Here is a 19,546-nt window from a genome sequence, read left to right on the forward strand (position 1 = left end):
CCGTGCCGACGCTATTCAAGTTCGTGACGTTCCTGGCTGTGATTGCCGGGCTGGTCTATGGCGGCATGCTCGCGCTGGTCACCTTCGTGAAGCCGGAGCCGCGCGAGATCGTCGAGATCGTGCCGCCTTCGAAGCTGCAGAAATGAGCAAGCAGGCGCGCTCCTGGCTCAACGGCTTCCTCGACATGCTGGCGGCCGAGCGGGGCGCGGCCAAAAATACGCTCGAGGCTTATGAGCGCGACCTCGAGGATTATCTCGGCTTCGCCGTCAGCCAGGGTGGCCCCGCCGCGGCCACGGCCGACGATGTCCGGGCCTATCTGGTCGAATTGTCCGAGCGCGGGCTGAAGGCCTCCTCGGCCGCTCGGCGGCTTTCAGCCGTCAGGCAGTTCCATCGCTTTCTCTATACCGAGGGCCTGGTGGGAGGCGACCCGACCGCCGCGATTGAGGGCCCACGGCTCGGCCGGCCATTGCCCAAAGTGCTGAGCGTCGCCGAGGTCGACAAGCTGATTGGTACCGCCCAGCAGATGGCGGAGCAGGAGGGGCTCTCGCCCGCCGCGCGGGCGCGGGGCGTCAGGATGCGCTGCCTGATCGAGATGCTCTACGCCACCGGCCTGCGCGTTTCCGAATTAATTGCGCTGCCGCTCTCGGCGGCGACGACGCGCGAACGCTTCCTGGTGGTCCGCGGCAAGGGCGACAAGGACCGGCTGGTGCCCCTGAACGAGGCGGCGCGCGTCGCAGCCTCCGCGCATCTTGCCCTGCTGCGCGAGCAAGGCGCGGCTGACGGGCGCTGGCTGTTTCCGTCAGACGGCGAGAGCGGGCACCTGACCCGCCAGGCCTTCGGCCGCGACCTCAAGTCGCTGGCGGCGGCGGCTGGCCTGTCGCCAGCCAAGGTCTCGCCGCATGTGCTCAGGCATGCCTTCGCCAGCCATCTCCTGCAGAACGGAGCCGATCTGCGCGTCGTGCAGGAATTGCTGGGCCATGCCGACATCGCGACGACGCAGATCTACACCCACATCCTCGACGAGCGGCTGAAGAGCATGGTGCGCGACCTGCACCCGCTGATGGATGGCGAGGGGTAGTCCGGATCAGGACTGTTTCAGCTCTCGGGAAATTGGGTTTCGACATCCATCACCAAGTCATCCCGGACAAGCGGCGATAGCCGCGCCGATCCGGGATCCATTCCGGAGCCTTTCCGATCAAGGTTCCGGAATGGGTCCCGGGTCTCCCTCCGGTCGCCCGGGACGGCCCGCGCTCTTCTGGAGCAGGCTCTGCGGAATAAGACGGAGCCTGCGGGAATAGCTCACGCCGCGTTCGGCGTGCTCGGAGCAGGCTCCTCGCCCTTCCTGCCGCAGAGCGCCAGCATGGCGCGGGCGATCTCGGCCTCGCCCATGATGGTGCGGCTGGCGCCGCAACCCTTGAGGTGCTCGACCTCGGCGAGGGAATGGGCGCGGGCGACGATCGGCAGGTTCGGGTTCTGCCTGCGCGCCTGCTCACAGACCTGGCCGGCTTCGAAACTGCCGGGGATGGCGACGAAGAGGCGCTTCGCCCGCGCCAGGCCTGCGGCGCCGAGCACCTCCGGATCAGCGGCATTGCCGACCAGCACCTCGGCACCGTCGCGGCGGGCGGCAGCGACGCCGTCATCCTGGTCCTCGATCACCAGAAGCTTCTCGCCCATGGCTGCGAGCCCCGCACCGAGCAGCGAGCCGACGCGGCCATAGCCGACGACGACGATGTGGTCGGAGAGCTCGGTCGGCGCGATGTCGCGTTCGGGGGCGGGCACTGGCTCGGGCTCCGGCGTCGCGGCCGGCGCTTCCGTCTGAGGGACGGGCGCGGCCTCGGCCGGCTTCGGTTCTGCCGGCCTGGGCTTGGCCGGTGCCGGGTCGGGCGGGGCGAAGCGGTCGACCAGCTTGAACATCAGCGGGTTGAGCACGATCGAGAAGATCGCACCGGCAAGGATCAGGTCGCGGCCCTGTTCCGGCAGCAGCTTCAGGGAGACGCCGAGTCCGGCGAGGATGAAGGAGAATTCGCCGATCTGCGCCAGGCTCGCCGAAATCGTCAGCGCGACCTGATCGGGCTTGCCGAAGGCGCGCACGATCAGCCAGGCCGCCAGGGTCTTGCCGAACAGGATGATGGCGATGGTTGCGATCAGCGGCAGCGGCGCGCGCAGCAGGATGCCGGGATCGAACAGCATGCCGACGGAGACGAAGAAGAGCACGGCAAAGGCATCGCGCAGCGGCAGCGATTCCTCGGCGGCGCGATGGCTGAGCGGCGATTCGCTCAGGATCATGCCGGCGAAGAAGGCCCCGAGCGCGAAGGAGACGCCGAACAGGCTGGCGGCGAGATAGGCGACGCCGAGCGCGATCGCCAGCACGGCGAGCCGGAACAACTCGCGCGAGCCGGTATGGGCGACCCAGTGCAGGATCCAGGGGATCAGCCGGCGCCCGACGATCAGCATGAAGGCGACGAAAGCGGCGACCTTGGCGAGCGTCAGGCCGAGCACGCCCCAGAGGCCGAGATCGAAGCGCGTCGCCAGCGGGCCGCCGCCTGCGGCGGCTCCGGAGCCGCCGTTCAGCACATCGGCGACCGCCGGGATCATCACCAGCGCCAGGACCATGGCGAGGTCCTCGACGATCAGCCAGCCGACGGCGATCTTGCCCTTCTCGGTCTGGACGATGCGACGCTCCTGCAGGGCGCGCAGCAGCACGACGGTACTGGCGACCGAGAGCGCCAGGCCAAAGACGAGGCCGGCCGGTACGCTCCAGCCGAGCAGCAAAGCGAGCCCCAGGCCAAGCAGGGTCGCGGTGCCGATCTGCACCAGCGCGCCGGGCACCGCGATGGCTTTGACCGAGAGCAGGTCCTTCAGCGAGAAATGCAGGCCGACGCCGAACATCAGCAGGATGACCCCGATTTCGGCGAGGTCGTTGGCGAGCCCCTGGTCGGCGACGAAGCCAGGGGTGAACGGGCCGACCGCGACGCCGGCGAGGAGATAGCCGACGAGCGGGGAAACCCTGAACTTCTGTGCCAGCGCCCCGAACACGAAGGCGAGGCCGAGGCCCATGACGATGATGGCGATCAATGGGCCGTGATGCATGGGTCTCCGGTGGGCAGGCGGGAAGGGGCGCCTGCGACTTTGCGGATCGCGGCGGGGGAATTCAACCTTCTATGGTGAACAAAAGTCGCAACGAGGCTGCGACACGGTGTGCCGAGGCGCAGGTCACGCCTTGGTTGGCTTGTGCTCCAGCAGGATCTGGGCCTGCTTCTCGACGCCGAGCTTCAGCTTCTCGGCGAAGATGGCGAGCATCAAAGGCAGCATCACCTCGACACGCACGAGCGCATCCTCGACCTCGATCTTGCCGCTGACGGTCTGGCCGAGGGCGGCGACGCCGAACTGCAGCGTGTCGCCCTGCCAGCTCTCCTCGACGAGCTGCATGCCGAAGCCACCGAGCTTGTCGCGGACCTTGCCGACACCGCCCTGCAGCCGCTGGCGGGCCGCCTCGCGGCCGAGCGCATGCGAGATCGTGATGGTGACGGGGCGTTTCATGCGTCAGGTCCCGGAAGCGTGAGCGAGCTGGCGTAGCGCTGAGATGGGCGGCGCGGCCGGCGCTTGCAACCGCCTAATGCTCGCCGACCGCTCCGACATTGGAACGAGTCGTCCCGGGCGACCGCAGGGAGACCCGGGACCCATTCCGGAAGCTCTATCGGAAAGGCTCAGGAATGGGTCCGGATCGGCGCGGCAGCGCCGCTTGTCCGGGACGACCAGGTTGAGTGAGTGACGTGGGAGGATCAATGGCTGCGGGCTTCGAGTGCCTGCTGGCCTTCCGGCGTGACCTTCCAGAGCTCGTCGCCGGGCTCGGCCAGGCCGCGGCCCTGAAGCAGACGCAGCATCGCCTCGCCGAAGATGAAGCGGCGGGTTTCCTCGTTGATGCTTTCCAGCGCGATCCATTCCGGATCGGTCATCACGATGGTCTGCGGGTTCGTCGCGGTCTCGGCCATATCGTCCTCCTCCGTGGCGGTTGCTCCGATCAGAGGCAAAATCGCGAGCAATCTTGGAGAGTATATGGCCGGCTTCGGGTGGCGCTGCGGCAATTGCGCGGGTTTTCCGGGTTAGCCCGTGGGTTTACCGGATCAGTGCTAGCCAAAGGGCAGGCGCAGCCCCGCCTCGGTAGCGCAGGCCTTGAGTGCGAGCAGGATGGCGCTCTCGTCGGTCTCGACGCCGTGGCGTTGCAGGCAAGGCACCAGGATCGCTGCCTCGGCATGGCCGGCCGGGCCGATCACCGGGCAGGCGATATCGGTGACTGCGAGGATGTCGCGGCTCGGCGCGATGCGGTGGCCGAGCGCCCGGATCTCGGCGAGGGCGGCCTGCGTCGCCGGTTCGTCGAGGCGCTGCCTGGTCTCCGGCGGAGCCTCGCCCATCAGTCCGCGCCGGCGCGCCTCCGACTGGAAGGCGAGGATCAGCAGGCCGGAATTGGCGTCGAGCGCCGGGCGGCCATAGCCGGGGCGGACGATGACGCTGGCATCCAGATGGCCGGCTGTGGTGGCGAGCACCACGGTCTGCGCCCGGCTGAGCACCACGAGATGGGCCGCCTGGCCGCTTTCCTCGCTGAAGCGCTCCATCAGGGGCAGCACGACCGAGGTGAGCTGCTTGCCGCCGGGCGTCCTGATGCCGAGGTCGAACAGGCGGCGCGACAGGCCGAGCCGGTCGGTCCCCGGCTCGCGCTCGAGATAGCCGCGCTGCTGCAGCACGAAGACCATCCGGAAGATCTCGCTCTTCGAGCGCTGCAGCCGCTCGGCGATCACGCGGGTCGAGAGCGGCTCGCCTGTCTCGGCGAGCAGTTCGAGGATGTCGAGGCCCTTTTCCAGAGCGGGGGCGGCATAGGCCGCCTTCTCGTAAGTGTCGGCTTCGGGAAGAACGCTCATGTTGCGCCTGTTTCATATATGAAGCTTGACATCAAATAAGAAGCCAATTTAGCCTCCGGGTAAAGAGGGAGACACATGAGCGCATCGCCGCGACATCCATCCAGCGCATCCGGCCGGCGGGACCTTGGTCCGCAGGCCCTGGAAGGCTGACGGCGATGAAGTACGGGCTGCAATTTCGCGACGTCTTTGCGGCCTGGCAGTCCATTCTCGACGGCGTCTGGATCACGCTCCTGCTCTCGGGTGTCGCGATGGTCGGCGGGCTCCTGATCGGCATCCTGTGTGCCGCCGGGCGGACCTATGGCCCGGCCTGGCTGCGCGGCATCGTCGGCGCCTATGTCGAGATCATCCGCAATACGCCGCTGCTGGTGCAGCTCTTCCTGATCTTCTTCGGCCTGCCAAGCTTCGGCGTCAGGCTCGACGGGCTCACCGCGGCGATGATCGCGCTGGTGATCAATCTGGGCGCCTACACCACGGAGATCGTGCGTGCGGGCCTGGAGGCCGTCCCGAAGGCGCAGGTCGAGGCCGGGCATTCGCTCGGGCTCTCCGGCCTGCAGGTCTTCCGCTACATCATCGTCTTCCCGGCGCTCAAGGCGATGTTCCCGGCGCTCGCCAGCCAGTTCGTGCTGCTGATGCTGGCGACCAGCGTCGCCTCGCAGATCTCGGTGCAGGACCTGTTCCATGCCGCGTCGATCGTGCAATCGCGCACCTTCCGCGATTTCGAGGTCTATACGGTGATCGGTGTGCTCTATCTCGCGCTCGCCATCGGCTTCCGCGGACTGTTCGCCCTGATCTACCGCCTGGTGTTCGTGCGATGATCCGGGAATTCGGCCTCATCGACGTGATGTACCTGATCGCGGCGGCGCGCTGGACGATCGCGCTAACCGCAGTCGCCTTCGCCGGCTCTGCCGTGCTGGGGCTCGGGCTCGCGATCCTGCGGATCCTGCCGCTCGCGCCGCTGCGCTGGTTCGCGGCGACCTATATCCAGCTGGTCCAGGGCACGCCGCTCCTGGTCTGGCTGTTCCTGATCTTCTTCGGCCTGCCGCTCGCTGGCATCTCGGTCAATCCCTGGATCGCGGCGGCCGTCGCCTTCTCGGTCTACGGCTCGGCCTTCCTCGGCGAGATCTGGCGCGGCGCGCTGGTCTCGATCGCGAAAACGCAATGGGAGGCGGGGGCGTCGCTCGGGCTCTCGCTCGGCGAGCAACTGCGCTACGTCATCATCCCGCAATCGATCCGGATCGCGATACCGCCGACGGTCGGCTTCCTGGTCCAGCTGATCAAGAACACCTCGCTGGCGGCGGTGATCGGCTTCGTCGAGCTCACCCGCGAGGGCCAGCTCACCGCGGCCGGCACCTACAAGCCCTTTGCCGTCTACATCACCGTCGCCTGCATCTATTTCGCGATGTGCTTCCCTCTCACGCAATGGAGCCGCTCGCTCGAGCGGAAGCTCGATGTCGCTCGTTGAAATCCATGACGTCAGCAAGAGCTATGGCGCCAACCAGGTGCTGAAGGGCGTCTCGCTCGATATCGAGAAGGGCGAGGTCGTCGCCGTGATCGGCCGCTCGGGCTCAGGGAAAAGCACGCTGCTGCGCTGCGTCAACGGCCTGGAGCCGGTGCAGGCCGGCACGATCCGCATCGACGGCGTCAAGGTCAACGATCCCGCCACCGACCTGCGCAAGCTCCGGCAGGAGGTCGGCATCGTCTTCCAGCAGTTCAACCTGTTCCCGCATCTCTCGGTCAGCGACAACATCACGCTCGCCCCGCGCGTCGTGAAGAAGCAGCGGCCGGACGAGGCGCGTGAGGTCGCCCGCGAGGTGCTGGCCCGCGTCGGGCTGGCGGACAAGCTCGACGCCTATCCCTCGCAGCTTTCCGGCGGCCAGCAGCAGCGCGTCGCGATCGCGCGCTCGCTCGCCATGCGGCCGAAGCTGATGCTGTTCGACGAGGTCACCTCGGCGCTCGATCCGGAGCTCACCGGTGAGGTCCTCAAAGTGCTCGAATCCGTGGCGCAGGAGGGCATGACCATGATGCTCGTCACCCACGAGATGGGCTTTGCCCGACGGTTCGGCTCGCGTGTCGTCTTCATGCACGAGGGCCGCATCCACGAAGAAGGCCAGGCCGCGGCGGTGCTCGCCGAGCCAAAGACGCCCGAGCTCACGACCTTCCTCAGCGCGGTCCTGCACTGAGGCAATGACGATCCGTTCCAGTAGCGGTCAACGAGGGGAGAGACAGATGCGTAAACTGTTTGCAGGGCTCGCGGCGATGGCGATCGCCGCGTTCGGCGCGGTCGAGGCCAAGGCCGACAAGCTTCAGGACATCCTGTCCAAGGGCGTGGTGCGGATCGGCGTGCCGCTCGATGCGCCGCCCTTCGGTTCGCAGGACGCCAACCGCAAGGCTGTGGGCTTCGATATCGAGCTCGCCGAGATGGTCGCCAAGGGCCTCGGCGTGAAGCTGGAGATGCAGCAGATCACCGGCGCCAACCGCATTCCGTTCCTGCTGACCGACAAGGTCGACATCGTGATCTCGGTGATGGGCCTGTCGCCGGAGCGCGCCCGGCAGATCATGTTCACCGCGCCCTATGCCAACACCTTCCTGGCGGTCTACGGGGCGAAGTCCGCCGCCGTCAGCAGTCCGGAGACGCTGGGCTCGGCCCGCATCGCCGCCGCAAAGGGTACGACGCAGGAACTCGCCATCACCGAAGCCGCACCCAAGGCGAATGTGATGCGCACCGAGGACGACGCGACCGCGGCCGCGGCCTACATCACCGGCCAGGCCGACCTGCTCGCGACCAATTCGATCGTCGCCCAGGCGCTGGCCAAGCAGAACCCGAACAAGGAATTCGAGCGCAAATTCGTCATCCGCCGCAGCCCGGCGCATATGGGCGTGCAGATGGACCAGCATAATCTCGTGCGCTGGCTCGACAGCTTCATCTTCTACGCCTCGATGAACGGCGAGCTCGACCGGCTGCACAAGAAGTACCTGGACATGCCGATGGACCCGCTGCCGACGCTGTGAGGGATCCCCGCTGCCGTCATTCTCGAGCGAAGCGGAGCGCAGACCCGAGAATCTCCTGACCAGAAGGCTCTGACCGGAGCCTCACCTGCCTGAGATGCTCGGGGCAAGCCCGAGCATGACGACCCGTCTCGACCTTCCCTCGTTGCGGGGAAGGCTTCCCAAGCCACGTCCCATCGAGCCCCAACATGACCAGCCCTCGCCAGAAGCCGACCCCGCGCCCGTCCTCCGCCTTCCTCACCGTCGATCCCGAGAAGGACGGCAAGCAGGTCGGCTTCCTGATGATCCCGCATTCGCCGCATGACGACGCCTGGGGCGCGACGCGGATCCCGATCGCGATCATCAAGAACGGCTCGGGGCCGACCGCGATCCTCGAGGGCGGCAACCATGGCGACGAATACGAGGGGCCGATCGCGATCTGCGACCTGATCCGCGATCTCGATCCCGGCCGCGTGCAGGGCCGGCTCATCCTGATGCCGGCGAACAATGTCCATGCCGTTATCGCCGGCCAGCGGACGTCGACGGTGGACGGCCTCAATTTCAACCGGACCTTCCCCGGCGATCCGCGCGGCACCATTACCCAGCAGATCTCGGCCTTCGTCAGCGACCACATCCTGCCGCTCGGCGACGCCTTCCTCGATCTGCATTCCGGCGGTTCCTCGCTCGACATCATCCCGAGCGCGATCGTCGAGCCGACCGACGATCCCGGGCTGCACAAGCGGAATGTCGCGGCGGTGCAGGCGTTCGATGCGCCGATGACGGTGGTGATCGCCAATCTCGGCGAGCCGCGTACCGCGACGGCGACTGCCTGCCGGCAGGGCCTCGTCACGGTCGGCACCGAGATGGCGGGCGCCGGCGCGGTCTCGCTGGAGGCGTTGAAGATCTGCCGCCGCGGCGTTGCCAATGTGCTCGACCATCTCGGCATCGTCGCTCGCGACAAGCCGGAGCCGCGCCGCGGCGATGGGCAGGTGCTCGAACTGCCGGGCACCGCCGCTTACGTCTACGCCACGGCGGACGGCATCTTCGAGCCGTTCCATGCCAATGGCGAAAAGGTCAGCGCCGGGCAGCCGGCGGGCAAGATCCATTGCACCTGGGACCCGACCCGGCCACCGGAGACGCTGCATTACGCCGCCGACGGCATCCTCTATGGCAGGCGTCAGCCGGGCCGGGTCCGGCCGGGCAATTGCTGCCTGATCGTGGCGGCGCCCTATCGCGGCGTGCTCTCGTGATCGGCCTCGACGACATCCGCGCGGCGCGCTGGCGAATCCAGCCGCATATCCGCAAGACGCCGATCCTGCCCTATGGCCAGCTCAGCGCGCGCGAGGATTTCGGCGGCACGGTGACGCTGAAGCTCGAATTGCTGCAGGCGGCGGGCTCGTTCAAGGCGCGCGGCGCGATGAACCGCCTGCTGACGCTCTCGGCCGAGGAGCTGGCGCGCGGTGTCGTCACGGCATCCGGAGGCAATCACGGGCTCGCCATCGCCCGCTCGGCGCATGTGCTCGGCGTGAAGGCGAAAATCTTCCTGCCGTCCAATGTCGTGGCCGACAAGGTCGCCAAGCTGAAGAGATGGGGCGCCGAGGTCGACATCGTCGGTGCGGTCTGGGACGACGCCAATGCCGCGGCGCTCGCCTACGCCGAAAAGACCGGCGCGACCTATGCCCATCCGTTCAGCGATCCCGTGGTGGTCGCCGGCCAGGGCACGCTTGGCCTCGATATCCTCGACGAGCTTCCCGATGTCGATGTCATCCTCGTCGCGATCGGCGGCGGCGGGCTGATCACCGGCCTGTCGACGGCTGTGAAGGCGCTCAGGCCGGAGACGCGGATCATCGGCATCGAGCCCTATGGCTCGCCGACGCTGCATGCCTGCCTCGAAGCCGGCAAGCTGGTCACGCTCGACAAACTCGAGACGCGGGTCGCGACGATGTCATGCCGGCGCACCGACCAGGCGATCTACGAGGCCGTCGCGAAACATGTCGACGAGATCGTGCTGGTCAGCGACGCGGAGATGGAGCAGGCAGCCCGATCGCTCTGGTTCGAGTTCGGCATCGCCGCCGACCTTTCGGGCGCGGCGGTGGTCGCGGCGCTGCAGGCGAAGCGCTTCGTGCCTGCGCCGGGCAGCAAGGTCTGCGCGCTGGTCTGCGGCGCCGGGACGGACGGGACAGGGGCTTAAGGCGCGCCGGAGGCGAGATATCGTCATTGCGAGGAGCGTAGCGACGAAGCAATCCAGAGGACGTAGAACTCTGCCGCCCTGGATTGCTTCGCTGCGCTCGCAATGACGGGAAGCGATCTGACTCTACCGCGCGACGCTCAGCCCCTGCACGCCGTGCCTGGCGATCAGCGCCGCGACGAACCCGGATTCCTTCGCTGCGGCGACGAATTTCGCGAGATAGTCTGCCGCCTCAGCCTTGGCCTTGGGCACGCCGATCGCCTGCTGCACGGTCATGAAGTGGCCGTCGAGGATGCGTGTGCTGGGAATGACGGCAACATCCTTGAGCAGACGCGGGCGCAGGCCCGCGAGCGCGTCGAGTTCCTTCGAGACGAAATCGGCAGCGGAATCGTCGAGCGTGCCGGAGCGGACGAGCTCAGCCGTGCGGATATTGCGATCGAGCCAGAGGCCATAGGCGGCCCGGCCACTGACCGCGATACGGACGCCCTCAGCATCGACATCGGCGATCTCGCGCAGCGGCGAGGCATCGCGGACGAGAAAGGTCGCCTCGATCTCGGCATAGGCCGGCGTGAAGCTGATCGCCTCGGCCCGCTGCGGCTCGGCGCCGATCAGCCCGACATCCCATTCGTCGCAAGGCGCGGCGTCGGCGAGCAGGCCAGGATTCTCGTAAGCGACATAGCGCAGGCCGGTGCCGAGAAGATCGGCGAGGGCGCGGGCCATGTCGGGCGAGACGCCTTGCGGCTCGCCCTGCGGGCCGCGGCTCGACACTAGCAGGAAGTTCGAGAGGTTGATGCCGGCGCGCAGCAGGTTGGCCGGCGCCAGATGCTCGCGCACGGTCGGCGAGAGCTGGCCGATATCGGGGCGGAATTCCATGGCGTCGTCCTCCCTGTCGTCGGCGCTGCTTATGCCGTGCAGCTGGTGGGAAGGACAAGCGGGATCGAGATCGTCAGATTTCCAGCCAGCGCGCACCCCTGGCCGAGGAGCGCACCGCCGCCTCAATGAAGCGGACGCCGCGGACGCCGTCGGCGACGGTCGGCACCAGCGTCGAGAACGGGGCGGGCTCGCGCCCCTCGATCCGGGCCGTGATCTGCTCGGCGATATCGGTGTAGAGCTGGGCGAAGCCTTCGAGATAGCCTTCCGGGTGGCCGGCCGGGATGCGGGAGGCGGCGTTGGCGACGGGATAGGCGCCGGCGCCGTTGCGCCGGATCAGGCGCGGCGGTTCGCCGAGCGGCGAATGGATCAGGAGGTTGGGGTTTTCCTGCTGCCATTCGAGCCCGCCCTTTTCGCCATAGAGGCGGATGCGCAGGCCGTTCTCCTGGCCGGCCGCGACCTGGCTGCACCAGAGCATGCCGCGCGCCCCGCCCCTGAAACGCAGCAGCATATGGGCGTTGTCGTCGAGCCGGCGGCCCTCGACGAAGACATGGGCTTCGGCCGCGAGCGCCTCGACCTCGTCGTTCGCGATGAACTCGGCGAGGTTGAAGGCATGGCTGCCGATATCGCCGATCGACCCGGCGGGGCCTGACCTCGCCGGGTCGGTGCGCCATTCCGCCTGCTTCTGCCCGCTCTCCTCGAGCCTGGTGGCGAGCCAGTCCTGTGCGTATTCGACCTGGACGACGCGCAGCTTGCCGAGTGCGCCCTCGGCGACCATGGCGCGCGCCTGCCGGACCAGCGGGTAGCCGGTGTAGTTATGCGTGACCGCGAAGATCAGGCCGCTGTCCTTGGCCAGCTTCGCCAAGCTTTCCGCCTCGCGCAGGCTCGTCGTCAGCGGCTTGTCGCAGATCACATGGATGTCGGCCTTGAGGAAGGCTTTTGCCGCCGGCGCATGGGCATGGTTCGGCGTGACGATCGCGACCGCATCGATGCCATCCTTTCGGCGCTTCTCGCGCTTTGCCATCTCGGTGGCATCGGCATAGAGGCGGGTGGGGTCGAGCAACAGGTCCTCGCCGGAGAGGCGCCCGCGCTCCGGATCGGAGGAGAGAGCGCCGGCGACGAGCTGCCAGCGATCGTCGAGCCTTGCAGCGATGCGATGCACCGCGCCGATGAAGGCGCCGCGCCCGCCGCCGACCATGCCGAGGCGGAGACGGCGATTGAGTTTTTGCGTCGTCGAGCCCTCGATCGCCATGGCCATCCCCTTCAGCCGAGGCCCAGCATGCGCCGGTTCGCTGCCTCGTCGGTGCCCCCGGCGGCAAAGTCGTCGAAGGCACGTTCCGTCACCCGGATGATATGGGCTGCGATGAATTCCGCACCTTCGCGCGCGCCGTCCTCAGGGTGTTTCAGCGCGCATTCCCATTCGAGCACGGCCCAGGACTCGTAATCGTACTGCGCCAGCTTCGAGAAGATGCCGCCGAAATCGACCTGGCCGTCGCCGAGCGAGCGGAAGCGGCCGGCGCGGTCGATCCAGGGCTCGTAGCCGCCATAGACGCCGACACGCCCGTTCGGGTTGAACTCGGCGTCCTTCACATGGAAGGCCTTGATCCGCTCATGGTAGATGTCGATGAAGGCGAGATAGTCGAGCTGCTGCAGCAGGAAATGGCTGGGGTCGTAGTTGATGCAGGCTCTGCGATGGCCTCCGACCGCATCGACGAAGCGCTCGAAGGTCGCCCCGTCATGAACGTCCTCGCCCGGATGGATTTCGTAGCAGAGGTCGACACCGGCCTCGTCATAGGCGTCCAGGATCGGGCGCCAGCGCCTGCCGAGCTCGGCGAAGGCGGTCTCGACCAGCCCCGTCGGGCGCTGCGGCCAGGGGTAGACGAAGGGCCAGGCGAGCGTGCCGGTGAAGCTGACATTGGCTGTGAGGCCGAGCCGGCGCGAGGCTTTGGCTCCAAGCTTCATCTGCTCGACTGCCCATTCCTGCCGCGCCCTGGGATTGCCGCGCACGGCAGGCACTGCGAAGCCGTCGAAGGCCTCGTCGAAGGCCGGATGGACGGCGACGAGCTGGCCCTGGAGATGGGTCGAGAGCTCGGTGATCGACAGGCCGTACTGGGCGAGCGTGCCCTTGACCTCGTCGCAATAGGCGTCGGATTCGGCGGCCCTGGCGAGATCGAACAGGCGGACATCCCAGCTCGGAATCTGGACACCCTTGTAGCCGAGGGACGCCGCCCAGCGGCCGATCGCGTCGAGCGAGTCGAACGGCGCCTCGTCGCCAGCGAACTGGGCGAGGAAGAGCCCGGGCCCCTTCATGGTCTTCATCGCGACCCTCCCGCTGGTGCGGCCCCTTTCCGGAGCTCGCCATCGACCGCCTGATCGGATATGTAATCGATTGCAGGAATGTAGCGGGGTAGGCTTGCCTGTCAAATCCCGAGCCGGCAAGCGCAGGTTCAGGAGGCGCCGGCCACACAGCGGTCAAGCGCGCTGCCGGCAGGCCCAGGCCGGCTTGCCGAACTGCTCGCCGATCTCCTGGAAGACCGGAGCGATCTCCAGGAAGACATCGACCAGCGCCGGATCGAAATGGCGCCCGCGCTCGCTTTCGATCACCTTCACCGCCTCGGCGTGCGGGATCGCCGCTTTGTAGACGCGGTCCGACACCAGGGCGTCGTAGACGTCGGCGATCGCCATGATCCGCCCGCAGAGCGGTATCGCTTCGCCGGCCAGGCCTTCCGGATAGCCCTGGCCGTCCCAACGCTCGTGATGGGAATAAGCCATCTCCTTGGCGATCGTCAGGAAGCCTGTGGTGCCGCCGAAATAACGCTCGGCATTGGCGATGGCGTCGCGCCCAAGCCTGGCGTGGGTGCGCATGATCGCGAATTCCTCGGCATCGAGCTTGCCGGGCTTGCGCAGGATGGCGTCGGAAATGCCGACCTTGCCGATATCGTGCAGCGGCGCCGATTTGTAGATGAGCTCGATCAGCTCGGCGTCGAGCTCGGGTTGGTAGAGACCGTGCCGACGCGCCGCCTCGGCTAGCGCGCGGACATAGTGCTGGGTGCGGCGGATATGGTCGCCGGTCTCGTTGTCGCGGGTATCGGCGAGCGCGGCCATGGCGAGGATCAGCGCGTCCTTGGCGCGCACCGCCTCCTCGCGCGCGGCGTTCAGCGAGGAGAACAGCGCGACATTGGTCATCGCGACGGCGGCGCTGTTGGCGATGCGCTTGAGCATCTCGACGCTTTCGTCGGACGGCTTGTGCGGGCGCGCCCAATAGGCGCCGATCGCGGCGACGGGATCGTCGGCGTGCACGGGCACCATGACGAGGCTCTGCACGAAGGTCGGCCGGTAGGCGGCGTGCGGGATACGATCGTCGGCGTAGACGTCCTCGATGACGACAGCCTCGCCATGCAGCATCGCCCAGCCGGAGATGCAGCGGTCGAGCGGGAAACGCTGGCCCTTCCAGAGCGGACCGATCGCGTCCTCGTCGGCATAGAAGCACTTGTCGCCCTCGCGCAGGACGAAGCTGATGCCGTCGGCGCCGACGAGCCTGCGGGCGCCGCCGCGGACGACCCGCAGGATCTCTTCGACCCCGCGCGCCCTGGCGAGGCGCGTCGTCAGTTCCTCGAGGCCGGTCTTGGCCGTCACCTCGATCTGCTCATCCCCGCCCGGGGCTGGCGAGGCCAGTGCGGCCGACAGCGTCATCCCACCACCATGTCGCTTCGCTTCAGGGCAGGCAGGGCCGCACCGAATTCGATGCAATCATGGACGGCAAACCTTAAAATGCAAGGAATGCGTGCAGTCTAAAAGTATCTGATGGCACGAAACCAGCCGCCAGGGCCTTTCCCTTGCGGCGGGCCGTTCGCAGATGGGCGCGGATCAGCGCTCGATCATCTTGTTCCAGCGGCTGTTCCATTCCGGCCGCTTGGCATTGATCTGGTCCCAGTCGAGGGTGACGGCACTCTTCATGTTGGCATGGAAGGCCTCGAGCTTCTTCTCGGCCTCGGGTGTCGTAGCCTTGGCCATGGTGTTCGAGGGCACGATGTTGCCGGCGGCGAGCGCCTTGGACTGAGCCTCGGGCGAGAGCAGATAGGCGGCGAGCTTCTGTGCCAGCTCCGGCTCGGAGTTCTTGGCGATGACGCATTCGGCGACCATCAGCACGACCGAGCCTTCCTTGGGCTGAGCGTATTCGACCCCGATGCCCTTCTCCTTCAGCGTCGAGATGGCAGTCGGCGTCAGCGGGAAGATCGCGGCCTCGCCGGTCTGGGCCATCTCGGCGATCTTGGCCGAGCTCGGGATGAATTCGAGGACGTTCTTGCCGATGGTGTCGCGGAACTTGCTGAAGCCCGGCTCGACATTGGCCTCGGTGCCACCCTGGATGCGGTTGAACATCAGGAAGGCATGCAGGCCGAAGGAGGAAGCCGAGGCCGACTGGAACACGACCTTGCCCTTGTACTTGGGATCGGCGAGGTCCATCCACGAGGTCGGTGCGGGCCAGCCCTTCTCGTCGAACAGCTTCTTGTTGTAGCCGAGGCCGGTCATGCCGAGGTCGATGCCGACGGCCATGTCGTCCTTCATGCGCGAGCCGGGCGTGAGGTCGGCGAGCTCCGGGCCAGGCTTCAGCTTCTCGCAGAGGCCGGCGCCGATGGCGCGGACCATGACGCCGTCATCGAGGAACATGACGTGCATCTGCGGCTTGTCCTTGGCAGCCGTCGCCTTGGCGAGGATGTCCGAGGAGGTGCCGGGCACGACCACGACCTTGACGTCGTTGGCCTTCTCGAAGTCCGGGAAGACGGCCTGGGTAAAGGTCTTCTCGAAATTACCGCCGTTCATGCCGACATAGAGCGTCTTCGACTGGGCGAAGGCGCTGCCGGCCGCGGCGAACGCGATAGTGGCGACGCCGGCTGCCAGGATGGTGCGATAGCTGGTCATGGTCTCAACTCCCCTGCGTTGTGCGGCTCTTGGTTTTGCCCCGCACCCGAGCCAGCGTCGGTGCGGGCGGAATCCTGCTTGAACCGGCCGATCGAGAAGGCCGCGATCGGGGTCTGCGTCTCGCCGTCTCGGACGAGTTCGGCGAGCACTTCGCCGACCCCCGGAGCGATCTGGAAGCCGGCGCCGGTGAAGCCGAAGGCGTGGATCAGGCCGGACGTCGTCCCGCTCGGACCGATCACCGGGTTCCTGTCGGGCATGGCGCCTTCGGTCCCGCTCCAGAAGCGGATCGCCTGGGCATGGCGCAGGCCGGGGAACAGCGCGGCGGCGTTGTTCATGATCGCGATCGCGCCATCGCCGCGCGGTCGCGAGAAATCGGCATCAGCCAGCGGCAAGGCGCGCTCGCCGCCGACCACGACATTGCCGCGCTCGACCTGGCGGGCATAGATGCCGCCGCCCTCCATGCCGATATTGACCGACATCACCTGGTCCATCGGCTCGGTGACGATCATGGAGGGGTAGATGCGCGAGAGCGGCACCGGCTCGCCGAAGCTTTCGGCGAAGGGACCGGCCCAGGCACCGGCGCTGTTGATGACGAAGCGGGCGCGCAGCGACAGGTTGTTCGCGGCCTCGAGCGCGAAGCCCTCGCCATCGCGGGTTACGTCCTCGACCGCCGTGTTCTCCAGCACCTCGACGCCGGCCCGGCGCGCCGCAGCGGCGAAGCCGGTCGAGACCAGGCGCGGATTGGCATGGCCGTCGCCTGCACAGAACGAAGCACCGACGACGCCGTCGCCGATCCAGCCGAAGCGCTCGCGCAGGCCGTTATGGCCGATCAGCTCGAGGTCGAGGCCCTGCTCCGCGACGGCGTGCGCATAGGCTTCGAGCGCGGCCATGTCGGCTTCGCCGCGAGCGAGCTTGAGATGGCCGGAGCGCACGAACTCGCCGTCGATGCCGATCAGCGCCTTGAGCCGCGGCCAGATCGCATGCGCCCGCTGCGACAGCAACAATTGCTCGAGCGGCCGGCCCTGGCGGCGCACGCCGCCATAGTTCACGCCGGAGGCCTGCGCACCGCAACAACCCTTGTCGAGCAAGGCGACGGAAAAGCCCATGCCGCGCAGCGCCAGCGCGGCCGAGGAGCCGACGAGGCCGCCGCCGATGATCGCGACGTCGACGGACAGGCGCCGGCTCATTCCGCCGCCTCCTGCTCAGCCGCGAGCGCGAGCGTCAGCGGCACCGGCTTGACCGGTGCCTGGCCGCGCAGGCGGCCGACGGCCTCGATGCCGCGGCCTGTTTCATGCGCCAGCAATTCGGCGGCGGCGGCGCCGCAGATGCGCCCCTGGCAGCGGCCCATGCCGACGCGGCTGACAGCCTTCAGCCGGTTGAGCTCGTGCACGCCGAATTGGCTGGTGGCGGCGCGGATATCTCCGGCAGAGACCTCCTCGCAGCGGCAGAGAATGGTGGTGTCGGCGATCTCCCGCGCCCAATGCACCGGGAAGGGGAAGGCGGCTTCCAGCACGTCGCGGAAGCGGCCGATTCGGGCGAGCTCCGTCTCCAGAGTCGCGGCGCGGGTGGCGTCATGCGGCAGGCCGCGATCCTGCAGCAGAGCGAGCGCGGCCCGTTCGCCGGCGCGTTCGGCCGCATCCGCCCCGGCGATGCCGGCGCCGTCGCCGGCGAGATAGACGCCGGGCACGCTGGTGCGGCCGGCGGCGTCGCGCTCGGGCAGGACGGCGCGGTCGCGCTGATTGAAGGCGAAGCGGCAGCCGGCGAGATCGGCTGTTTGCGTTTCGGAGCGCAGGGCAAGACCGTAGCCGATGCCGTCGCAGGCGAGGCGATGCTCCATCCCGTCCTGGCGCCAGGCGATCGCTTCGACCGCATTCTTGCCCTCGATGCGGACATCGCCGACGTCGTAATGCAGGCCGACGCCGCCCAGCTTCAGCGCTGCGGTCATCCGCATGCCGCGCAGCACGATGCCCGGGAAGAGCGGCAATCCGCGCAACAGGTTGAACTTTGCGGCGAAAGGCGCGGTGTCGAGCACGGCCGCGACCTTGGCGCCGGCCTTCATGTACTGCCAGGCGACGAGATAGAGCAGCGGCCCGGAGCCGAGGAAGACGATTCTCGAGCCGATGGCGCAGCCCTGGCTCTTCAGCGCGATCTGGGCGCCGCCCAAAGTGAAGACCCCCGGCAAGGTCCAGCCGGGGATCGGCAGGATGCGGTCGGTCGCGCCGGTCGCGAGGATCAGGCCGTCATAGGCGACCTGCCGGCTCGTGCCCTCGACCATGATGTCGGCCCCGCCGTTGCGGAGGTTCCAGAGCAGCGCCTGCGGCCAGTAGTCGAGCTTGCCGTCGAGCGCGGCGAAGTCGCGATGAAGCGCCTCGGCCTTCGCCGCTTCCGAGCCGTAGAGGTCGCGGGTGGAGCGTCCGTCCGGCACCAGGCGCTGGCGATAGATCTGGCCGCCGCAAGCGGGTGCCTCGTCGACCACGAGCGGACGCAGGCCGGCCTTGACCAGCGCCTCAGCGGCCCGGATGCCGGCCGGCCCGGCGCCGACGATCAGCGGCTGCGGGCGCTCGCTGGGCGGTTGCCCGCTCATGCCGTCCTCGCGCGGCGGGTGAGGATGCGCATGCCGGCGGTCAGCGCGGTCGAGCAGGCGCGCAGGCGCTCGCCGCTCTCGAGCACGACCCAGCAATCCTGGCAGGCGCCCATCTGGCAGAAGCCTGCGCGCGGCGAGGCCGAGAACTCGGAGAGGCGCAGGCGCTCGGCCTGGGTCAGGATCGCTGTCAGCACGGTGTCGCCGGCGCGGCCCTCGCAAGGCTCGCCGTCGAGGGTGAAGGCGATGGCCGGATGGTCGGTGCGGACGAGGCGGTGCAGGAGCGGCATGTCACTTCTGCCCGACGAGAATCTTGTCGAGGCCGAAGGCGCGGTCGAGCACCAGCATGGCGACTGCGGTGAGCGCGATCATCAGCGCCGAGACGGCGGCCATCATCGGATCGATCGATTCGGTCGCGTACATGTACATCCGCACCGGCAGCGTCACGGTCTGCGGCGAGGTCACGAAGATCGACATGGTGAGTTCGTCGAAGCTGTTGATGAAGGCGAGCAGCCAGCCGCCGGTGATGCCCGGCAGGATCATCGGCGCGGTGACGCGACGAAACACCGTCCAGTGCGAGGCCCCCAGCGTCATCGCCGCCTGCTCGGCCGAGCGGTCGAGCCCGGTGAAGGCAGCCATCACGAGGCGCAGCACATAGGGTGTGATCACCACGACATGGCAGGCGACAAGCCAGGCGAAGCTGCCGGTCGCGCCGATCAGCGCGAAGAGCCGCAGGAAGGCGACGCCGAGCACGAGATGCGGGATGATCAGCGGCGAGAGGAAAAGGGCGTTCAGTGCATTGCGGCCGGGAAAGTCGTAGCGGTCGATGGCGAGCGCCGCCGGCACCGAGATCGCGACCGAGAGTGTCGCGGCGAGCGTCGCCAGCCAGAGGCTGTTGACGAAGGAGGCGACGAAGTCAGGATGCTCGAAGATCGCCCTGAACCAGCGCAGCGAGAAGCTGGTGGTCGGGATCGAGAGCGTGTTCTCCGGCGTGAAGGCGACAAGGCAGATCACCACCAGCGGCGCCAGCACGAAGGAGACGACGAGGGTGTGGAAGAGGAGCGCGACGGGGCCGTTCTTCTGCAT

The 19,546-nt window shown here is 67.8% G+C and carries 21 protein-coding genes; 8 read left to right on the forward strand and 13 right to left on the reverse strand.

Annotated elements, in window-relative coordinates:
• The first annotated feature begins 2 nt into the window (after positions 1–2).
• Complete coding sequence (locus CXY91_RS18385) at positions 3–146, forward strand: histidine kinase (RefSeq protein WP_100962758.1); 144 nt, start codon at positions 3–5, stop codon at positions 144–146.
• Positions 143–1,078, forward strand: coding sequence for a site-specific tyrosine recombinase XerD (locus CXY91_RS18390; RefSeq protein WP_100962665.1), 936 nt, complete (start codon positions 143–145; stop codon positions 1,076–1,078). The genes CXY91_RS18385 and CXY91_RS18390 overlap by 4 nt, the downstream gene beginning before the upstream one ends.
• A gap of 221 nt (positions 1,079–1,299) precedes the next feature.
• Here the strand turns inward: CXY91_RS18390 and CXY91_RS18395 are convergent, their stop codons facing one another.
• The 4 genes from CXY91_RS18395 to CXY91_RS18410 all read right to left on the reverse strand — a co-directional run bounded on the left by CXY91_RS18395 (position 1,300) and on the right by CXY91_RS18410 (position 4,916).
• Entirely contained in the window at positions 1,300–3,090 is a 1,791-nt protein-coding gene (locus tag CXY91_RS18395) for a cation:proton antiporter domain-containing protein (protein WP_100962666.1), read from the reverse strand.
• A 123-nt stretch (positions 3,091–3,213) separates the two neighbouring features.
• On the reverse strand, positions 3,214–3,540 hold the full coding sequence (locus CXY91_RS18400) for a polyhydroxyalkanoic acid system family protein (protein WP_100962667.1): 327 nt from the start codon (positions 3,538–3,540) through the stop codon (positions 3,214–3,216).
• Positions 3,541–3,782: 242 nt separating this feature from the next.
• Positions 3,783–3,992 (reverse strand): hypothetical protein, encoded by a 210-nt coding sequence (locus tag CXY91_RS18405; RefSeq protein ID WP_100962668.1) that lies wholly within the window; start codon positions 3,990–3,992, stop codon positions 3,783–3,785.
• A 138-nt stretch (positions 3,993–4,130) separates the two neighbouring features.
• A complete protein-coding gene (locus CXY91_RS18410; protein WP_100962669.1) occupies positions 4,131–4,916 on the reverse strand; it encodes an IclR family transcriptional regulator in 786 nt (261 codons plus the stop codon).
• Between the two features lie 155 nt (positions 4,917–5,071).
• Here CXY91_RS18410 and CXY91_RS18415 point away from each other — a divergent pair, with 155 nt between their 5' ends.
• The 6 genes from CXY91_RS18415 to CXY91_RS18440 all read left to right on the forward strand — a co-directional run bounded on the left by CXY91_RS18415 (position 5,072) and on the right by CXY91_RS18440 (position 10,092).
• On the forward strand, positions 5,072–5,731 hold the full coding sequence (locus CXY91_RS18415; protein ID WP_100962670.1) for an amino acid ABC transporter permease: 660 nt from the start codon (positions 5,072–5,074) through the stop codon (positions 5,729–5,731).
• Positions 5,728–6,378 (forward strand): amino acid ABC transporter permease, encoded by a 651-nt coding sequence (locus CXY91_RS18420; RefSeq protein ID WP_091837943.1) that lies wholly within the window; start codon positions 5,728–5,730, stop codon positions 6,376–6,378. Before CXY91_RS18415 ends, CXY91_RS18420 begins: the two co-directional genes overlap by 4 nt.
• Positions 6,365–7,096 (forward strand): amino acid ABC transporter ATP-binding protein, encoded by a 732-nt coding sequence (locus CXY91_RS18425; RefSeq protein ID WP_100962671.1) that lies wholly within the window; start codon positions 6,365–6,367, stop codon positions 7,094–7,096. Before CXY91_RS18420 ends, CXY91_RS18425 begins: the two co-directional genes overlap by 14 nt.
• A gap of 46 nt (positions 7,097–7,142) precedes the next feature.
• Entirely contained in the window at positions 7,143–7,925 is a 783-nt protein-coding gene (locus tag CXY91_RS18430; RefSeq protein WP_158673482.1) for a transporter substrate-binding domain-containing protein, read from the forward strand.
• A gap of 185 nt (positions 7,926–8,110) precedes the next feature.
• A complete protein-coding gene (locus CXY91_RS18435) occupies positions 8,111–9,151 on the forward strand; it encodes a succinylglutamate desuccinylase/aspartoacylase family protein (RefSeq protein WP_100962673.1) in 1,041 nt (346 codons plus the stop codon).
• Positions 9,148–10,092, forward strand: coding sequence for a threonine ammonia-lyase (locus CXY91_RS18440; RefSeq protein WP_100962674.1), 945 nt, complete (start codon positions 9,148–9,150; stop codon positions 10,090–10,092). Before CXY91_RS18435 ends, CXY91_RS18440 begins: the two co-directional genes overlap by 4 nt.
• Positions 10,093–10,215: 123 nt before the next feature.
• On the opposite strand, the gene CXY91_RS18445 is transcribed toward CXY91_RS18440, so the two are convergent.
• From CXY91_RS18445 to CXY91_RS18485, 9 genes are all read right to left on the reverse strand, one after another.
• Positions 10,216–10,962 carry a transporter substrate-binding domain-containing protein gene (locus CXY91_RS18445; RefSeq protein WP_100962675.1) on the reverse strand — a complete coding sequence of 249 codons (747 nt, stop codon included), beginning with the start codon at positions 10,960–10,962 and terminating at the stop codon, positions 10,216–10,218.
• 73 nt (positions 10,963–11,035) lie between these two features.
• On the reverse strand, positions 11,036–12,211 hold the full coding sequence (locus CXY91_RS18450; RefSeq protein ID WP_100962759.1) for a Gfo/Idh/MocA family protein: 1,176 nt from the start codon (positions 12,209–12,211) through the stop codon (positions 11,036–11,038).
• Between the two features lie 11 nt (positions 12,212–12,222).
• Positions 12,223–13,278, reverse strand: coding sequence for a sugar phosphate isomerase/epimerase family protein (locus tag CXY91_RS18455; protein WP_100962676.1), 1,056 nt, complete (start codon positions 13,276–13,278; stop codon positions 12,223–12,225).
• 153 nt (positions 13,279–13,431) lie between these two features.
• Positions 13,432–14,652: an HD-GYP domain-containing protein gene (locus tag CXY91_RS30280; RefSeq protein ID WP_158673483.1), complete on the reverse strand. Its 1,221-nt coding sequence runs from the start codon at positions 14,650–14,652 to the stop codon at positions 13,432–13,434.
• Between the two features lie 174 nt (positions 14,653–14,826).
• Positions 14,827–15,879, reverse strand: a complete 1,053-nt coding sequence (locus CXY91_RS18465) for a polyamine ABC transporter substrate-binding protein (RefSeq protein WP_100962677.1) — start codon at positions 15,877–15,879, stop codon at positions 14,827–14,829.
• Positions 15,876–17,066, reverse strand: a complete 1,191-nt coding sequence (locus CXY91_RS18470; RefSeq protein ID WP_100962678.1) for an NAD(P)/FAD-dependent oxidoreductase — start codon at positions 17,064–17,066, stop codon at positions 15,876–15,878. The genes CXY91_RS18465 and CXY91_RS18470 overlap by 4 nt, the downstream gene beginning before the upstream one ends.
• Positions 17,063–18,463 (reverse strand): FAD/NAD(P)-dependent oxidoreductase, encoded by a 1,401-nt coding sequence (locus tag CXY91_RS18475; RefSeq protein ID WP_100962679.1) that lies wholly within the window; start codon positions 18,461–18,463, stop codon positions 17,063–17,065. Before CXY91_RS18475 ends, CXY91_RS18470 begins: the two co-directional genes overlap by 4 nt.
• On the reverse strand, positions 18,460–18,750 hold the full coding sequence (locus CXY91_RS18480) for a (2Fe-2S)-binding protein (RefSeq protein WP_100962680.1): 291 nt from the start codon (positions 18,748–18,750) through the stop codon (positions 18,460–18,462). The genes CXY91_RS18475 and CXY91_RS18480 overlap by 4 nt, the downstream gene beginning before the upstream one ends.
• A gap of 1 nt (position 18,751) precedes the next feature.
• Positions 18,752–19,546 carry an ABC transporter permease gene (locus tag CXY91_RS18485; protein WP_100962761.1) on the reverse strand — a complete coding sequence of 265 codons (795 nt, stop codon included), beginning with the start codon at positions 19,544–19,546 and terminating at the stop codon, positions 18,752–18,754.

This window comes from Allobosea sp. FBZP-16 (assembly GCF_002831785.1).
GTDB classification, from domain to species: Bacteria; Pseudomonadota; Alphaproteobacteria; order Rhizobiales; family Beijerinckiaceae; genus Allobosea; species Allobosea lupini.

Coding starts and splice junctions, on each gene's coding strand:
- CXY91_RS18390 (WP_100962665.1), top strand. CDS start 143: ATGAGCAAGCAGGCGCGCTCCTGGCTCAACGGCTTCCTCGACATGCTG.
- CXY91_RS18395 (WP_100962666.1), bottom strand. CDS start 3,090: ATGCATCACGGCCCATTGATCGCCATCATCGTCATGGGCCTCGGCCTC.
- CXY91_RS18400 (WP_100962667.1), bottom strand. CDS start 3,540: ATGAAACGCCCCGTCACCATCACGATCTCGCATGCGCTCGGCCGCGAG.
- CXY91_RS18405 (WP_100962668.1), bottom strand. CDS start 3,992: ATGGCCGAGACCGCGACGAACCCGCAGACCATCGTGATGACCGATCCG.
- CXY91_RS18410 (WP_100962669.1), bottom strand. CDS start 4,916: ATGAGCGTTCTTCCCGAAGCCGACACTTACGAGAAGGCGGCCTATGCC.
- CXY91_RS18415 (WP_100962670.1), top strand. CDS start 5,072: ATGAAGTACGGGCTGCAATTTCGCGACGTCTTTGCGGCCTGGCAGTCC.
- CXY91_RS18420 (WP_091837943.1), top strand. CDS start 5,728: ATGATCCGGGAATTCGGCCTCATCGACGTGATGTACCTGATCGCGGCG.
- CXY91_RS18425 (WP_100962671.1), top strand. CDS start 6,365: ATGTCGCTCGTTGAAATCCATGACGTCAGCAAGAGCTATGGCGCCAAC.
- CXY91_RS18430 (WP_158673482.1), top strand. CDS start 7,143: ATGCGTAAACTGTTTGCAGGGCTCGCGGCGATGGCGATCGCCGCGTTC.
- CXY91_RS18435 (WP_100962673.1), top strand. CDS start 8,111: ATGACCAGCCCTCGCCAGAAGCCGACCCCGCGCCCGTCCTCCGCCTTC.
- CXY91_RS18445 (WP_100962675.1), bottom strand. CDS start 10,962: ATGGAATTCCGCCCCGATATCGGCCAGCTCTCGCCGACCGTGCGCGAG.
- CXY91_RS18450 (WP_100962759.1), bottom strand. CDS start 12,211: ATGGCGATCGAGGGCTCGACGACGCAAAAACTCAATCGCCGTCTCCGC.
- CXY91_RS18455 (WP_100962676.1), bottom strand. CDS start 13,278: ATGAAGACCATGAAGGGGCCCGGGCTCTTCCTCGCCCAGTTCGCTGGC.
- CXY91_RS30280 (WP_158673483.1), bottom strand. CDS start 14,652: ATGACGCTGTCGGCCGCACTGGCCTCGCCAGCCCCGGGCGGGGATGAG.
- CXY91_RS18465 (WP_100962677.1), bottom strand. CDS start 15,879: ATGACCAGCTATCGCACCATCCTGGCAGCCGGCGTCGCCACTATCGCG.
- CXY91_RS18470 (WP_100962678.1), bottom strand. CDS start 17,066: ATGAGCCGGCGCCTGTCCGTCGACGTCGCGATCATCGGCGGCGGCCTC.
- CXY91_RS18475 (WP_100962679.1), bottom strand. CDS start 18,463: ATGAGCGGGCAACCGCCCAGCGAGCGCCCGCAGCCGCTGATCGTCGGC.
- CXY91_RS18480 (WP_100962680.1), bottom strand. CDS start 18,750: ATGCCGCTCCTGCACCGCCTCGTCCGCACCGACCATCCGGCCATCGCC.
- CXY91_RS18485 (WP_100962761.1), bottom strand. CDS start 19,546: ATGCAGAAGAACGGCCCCGTCGCGCTCCTCTTCCACACCCTCGTCGTC.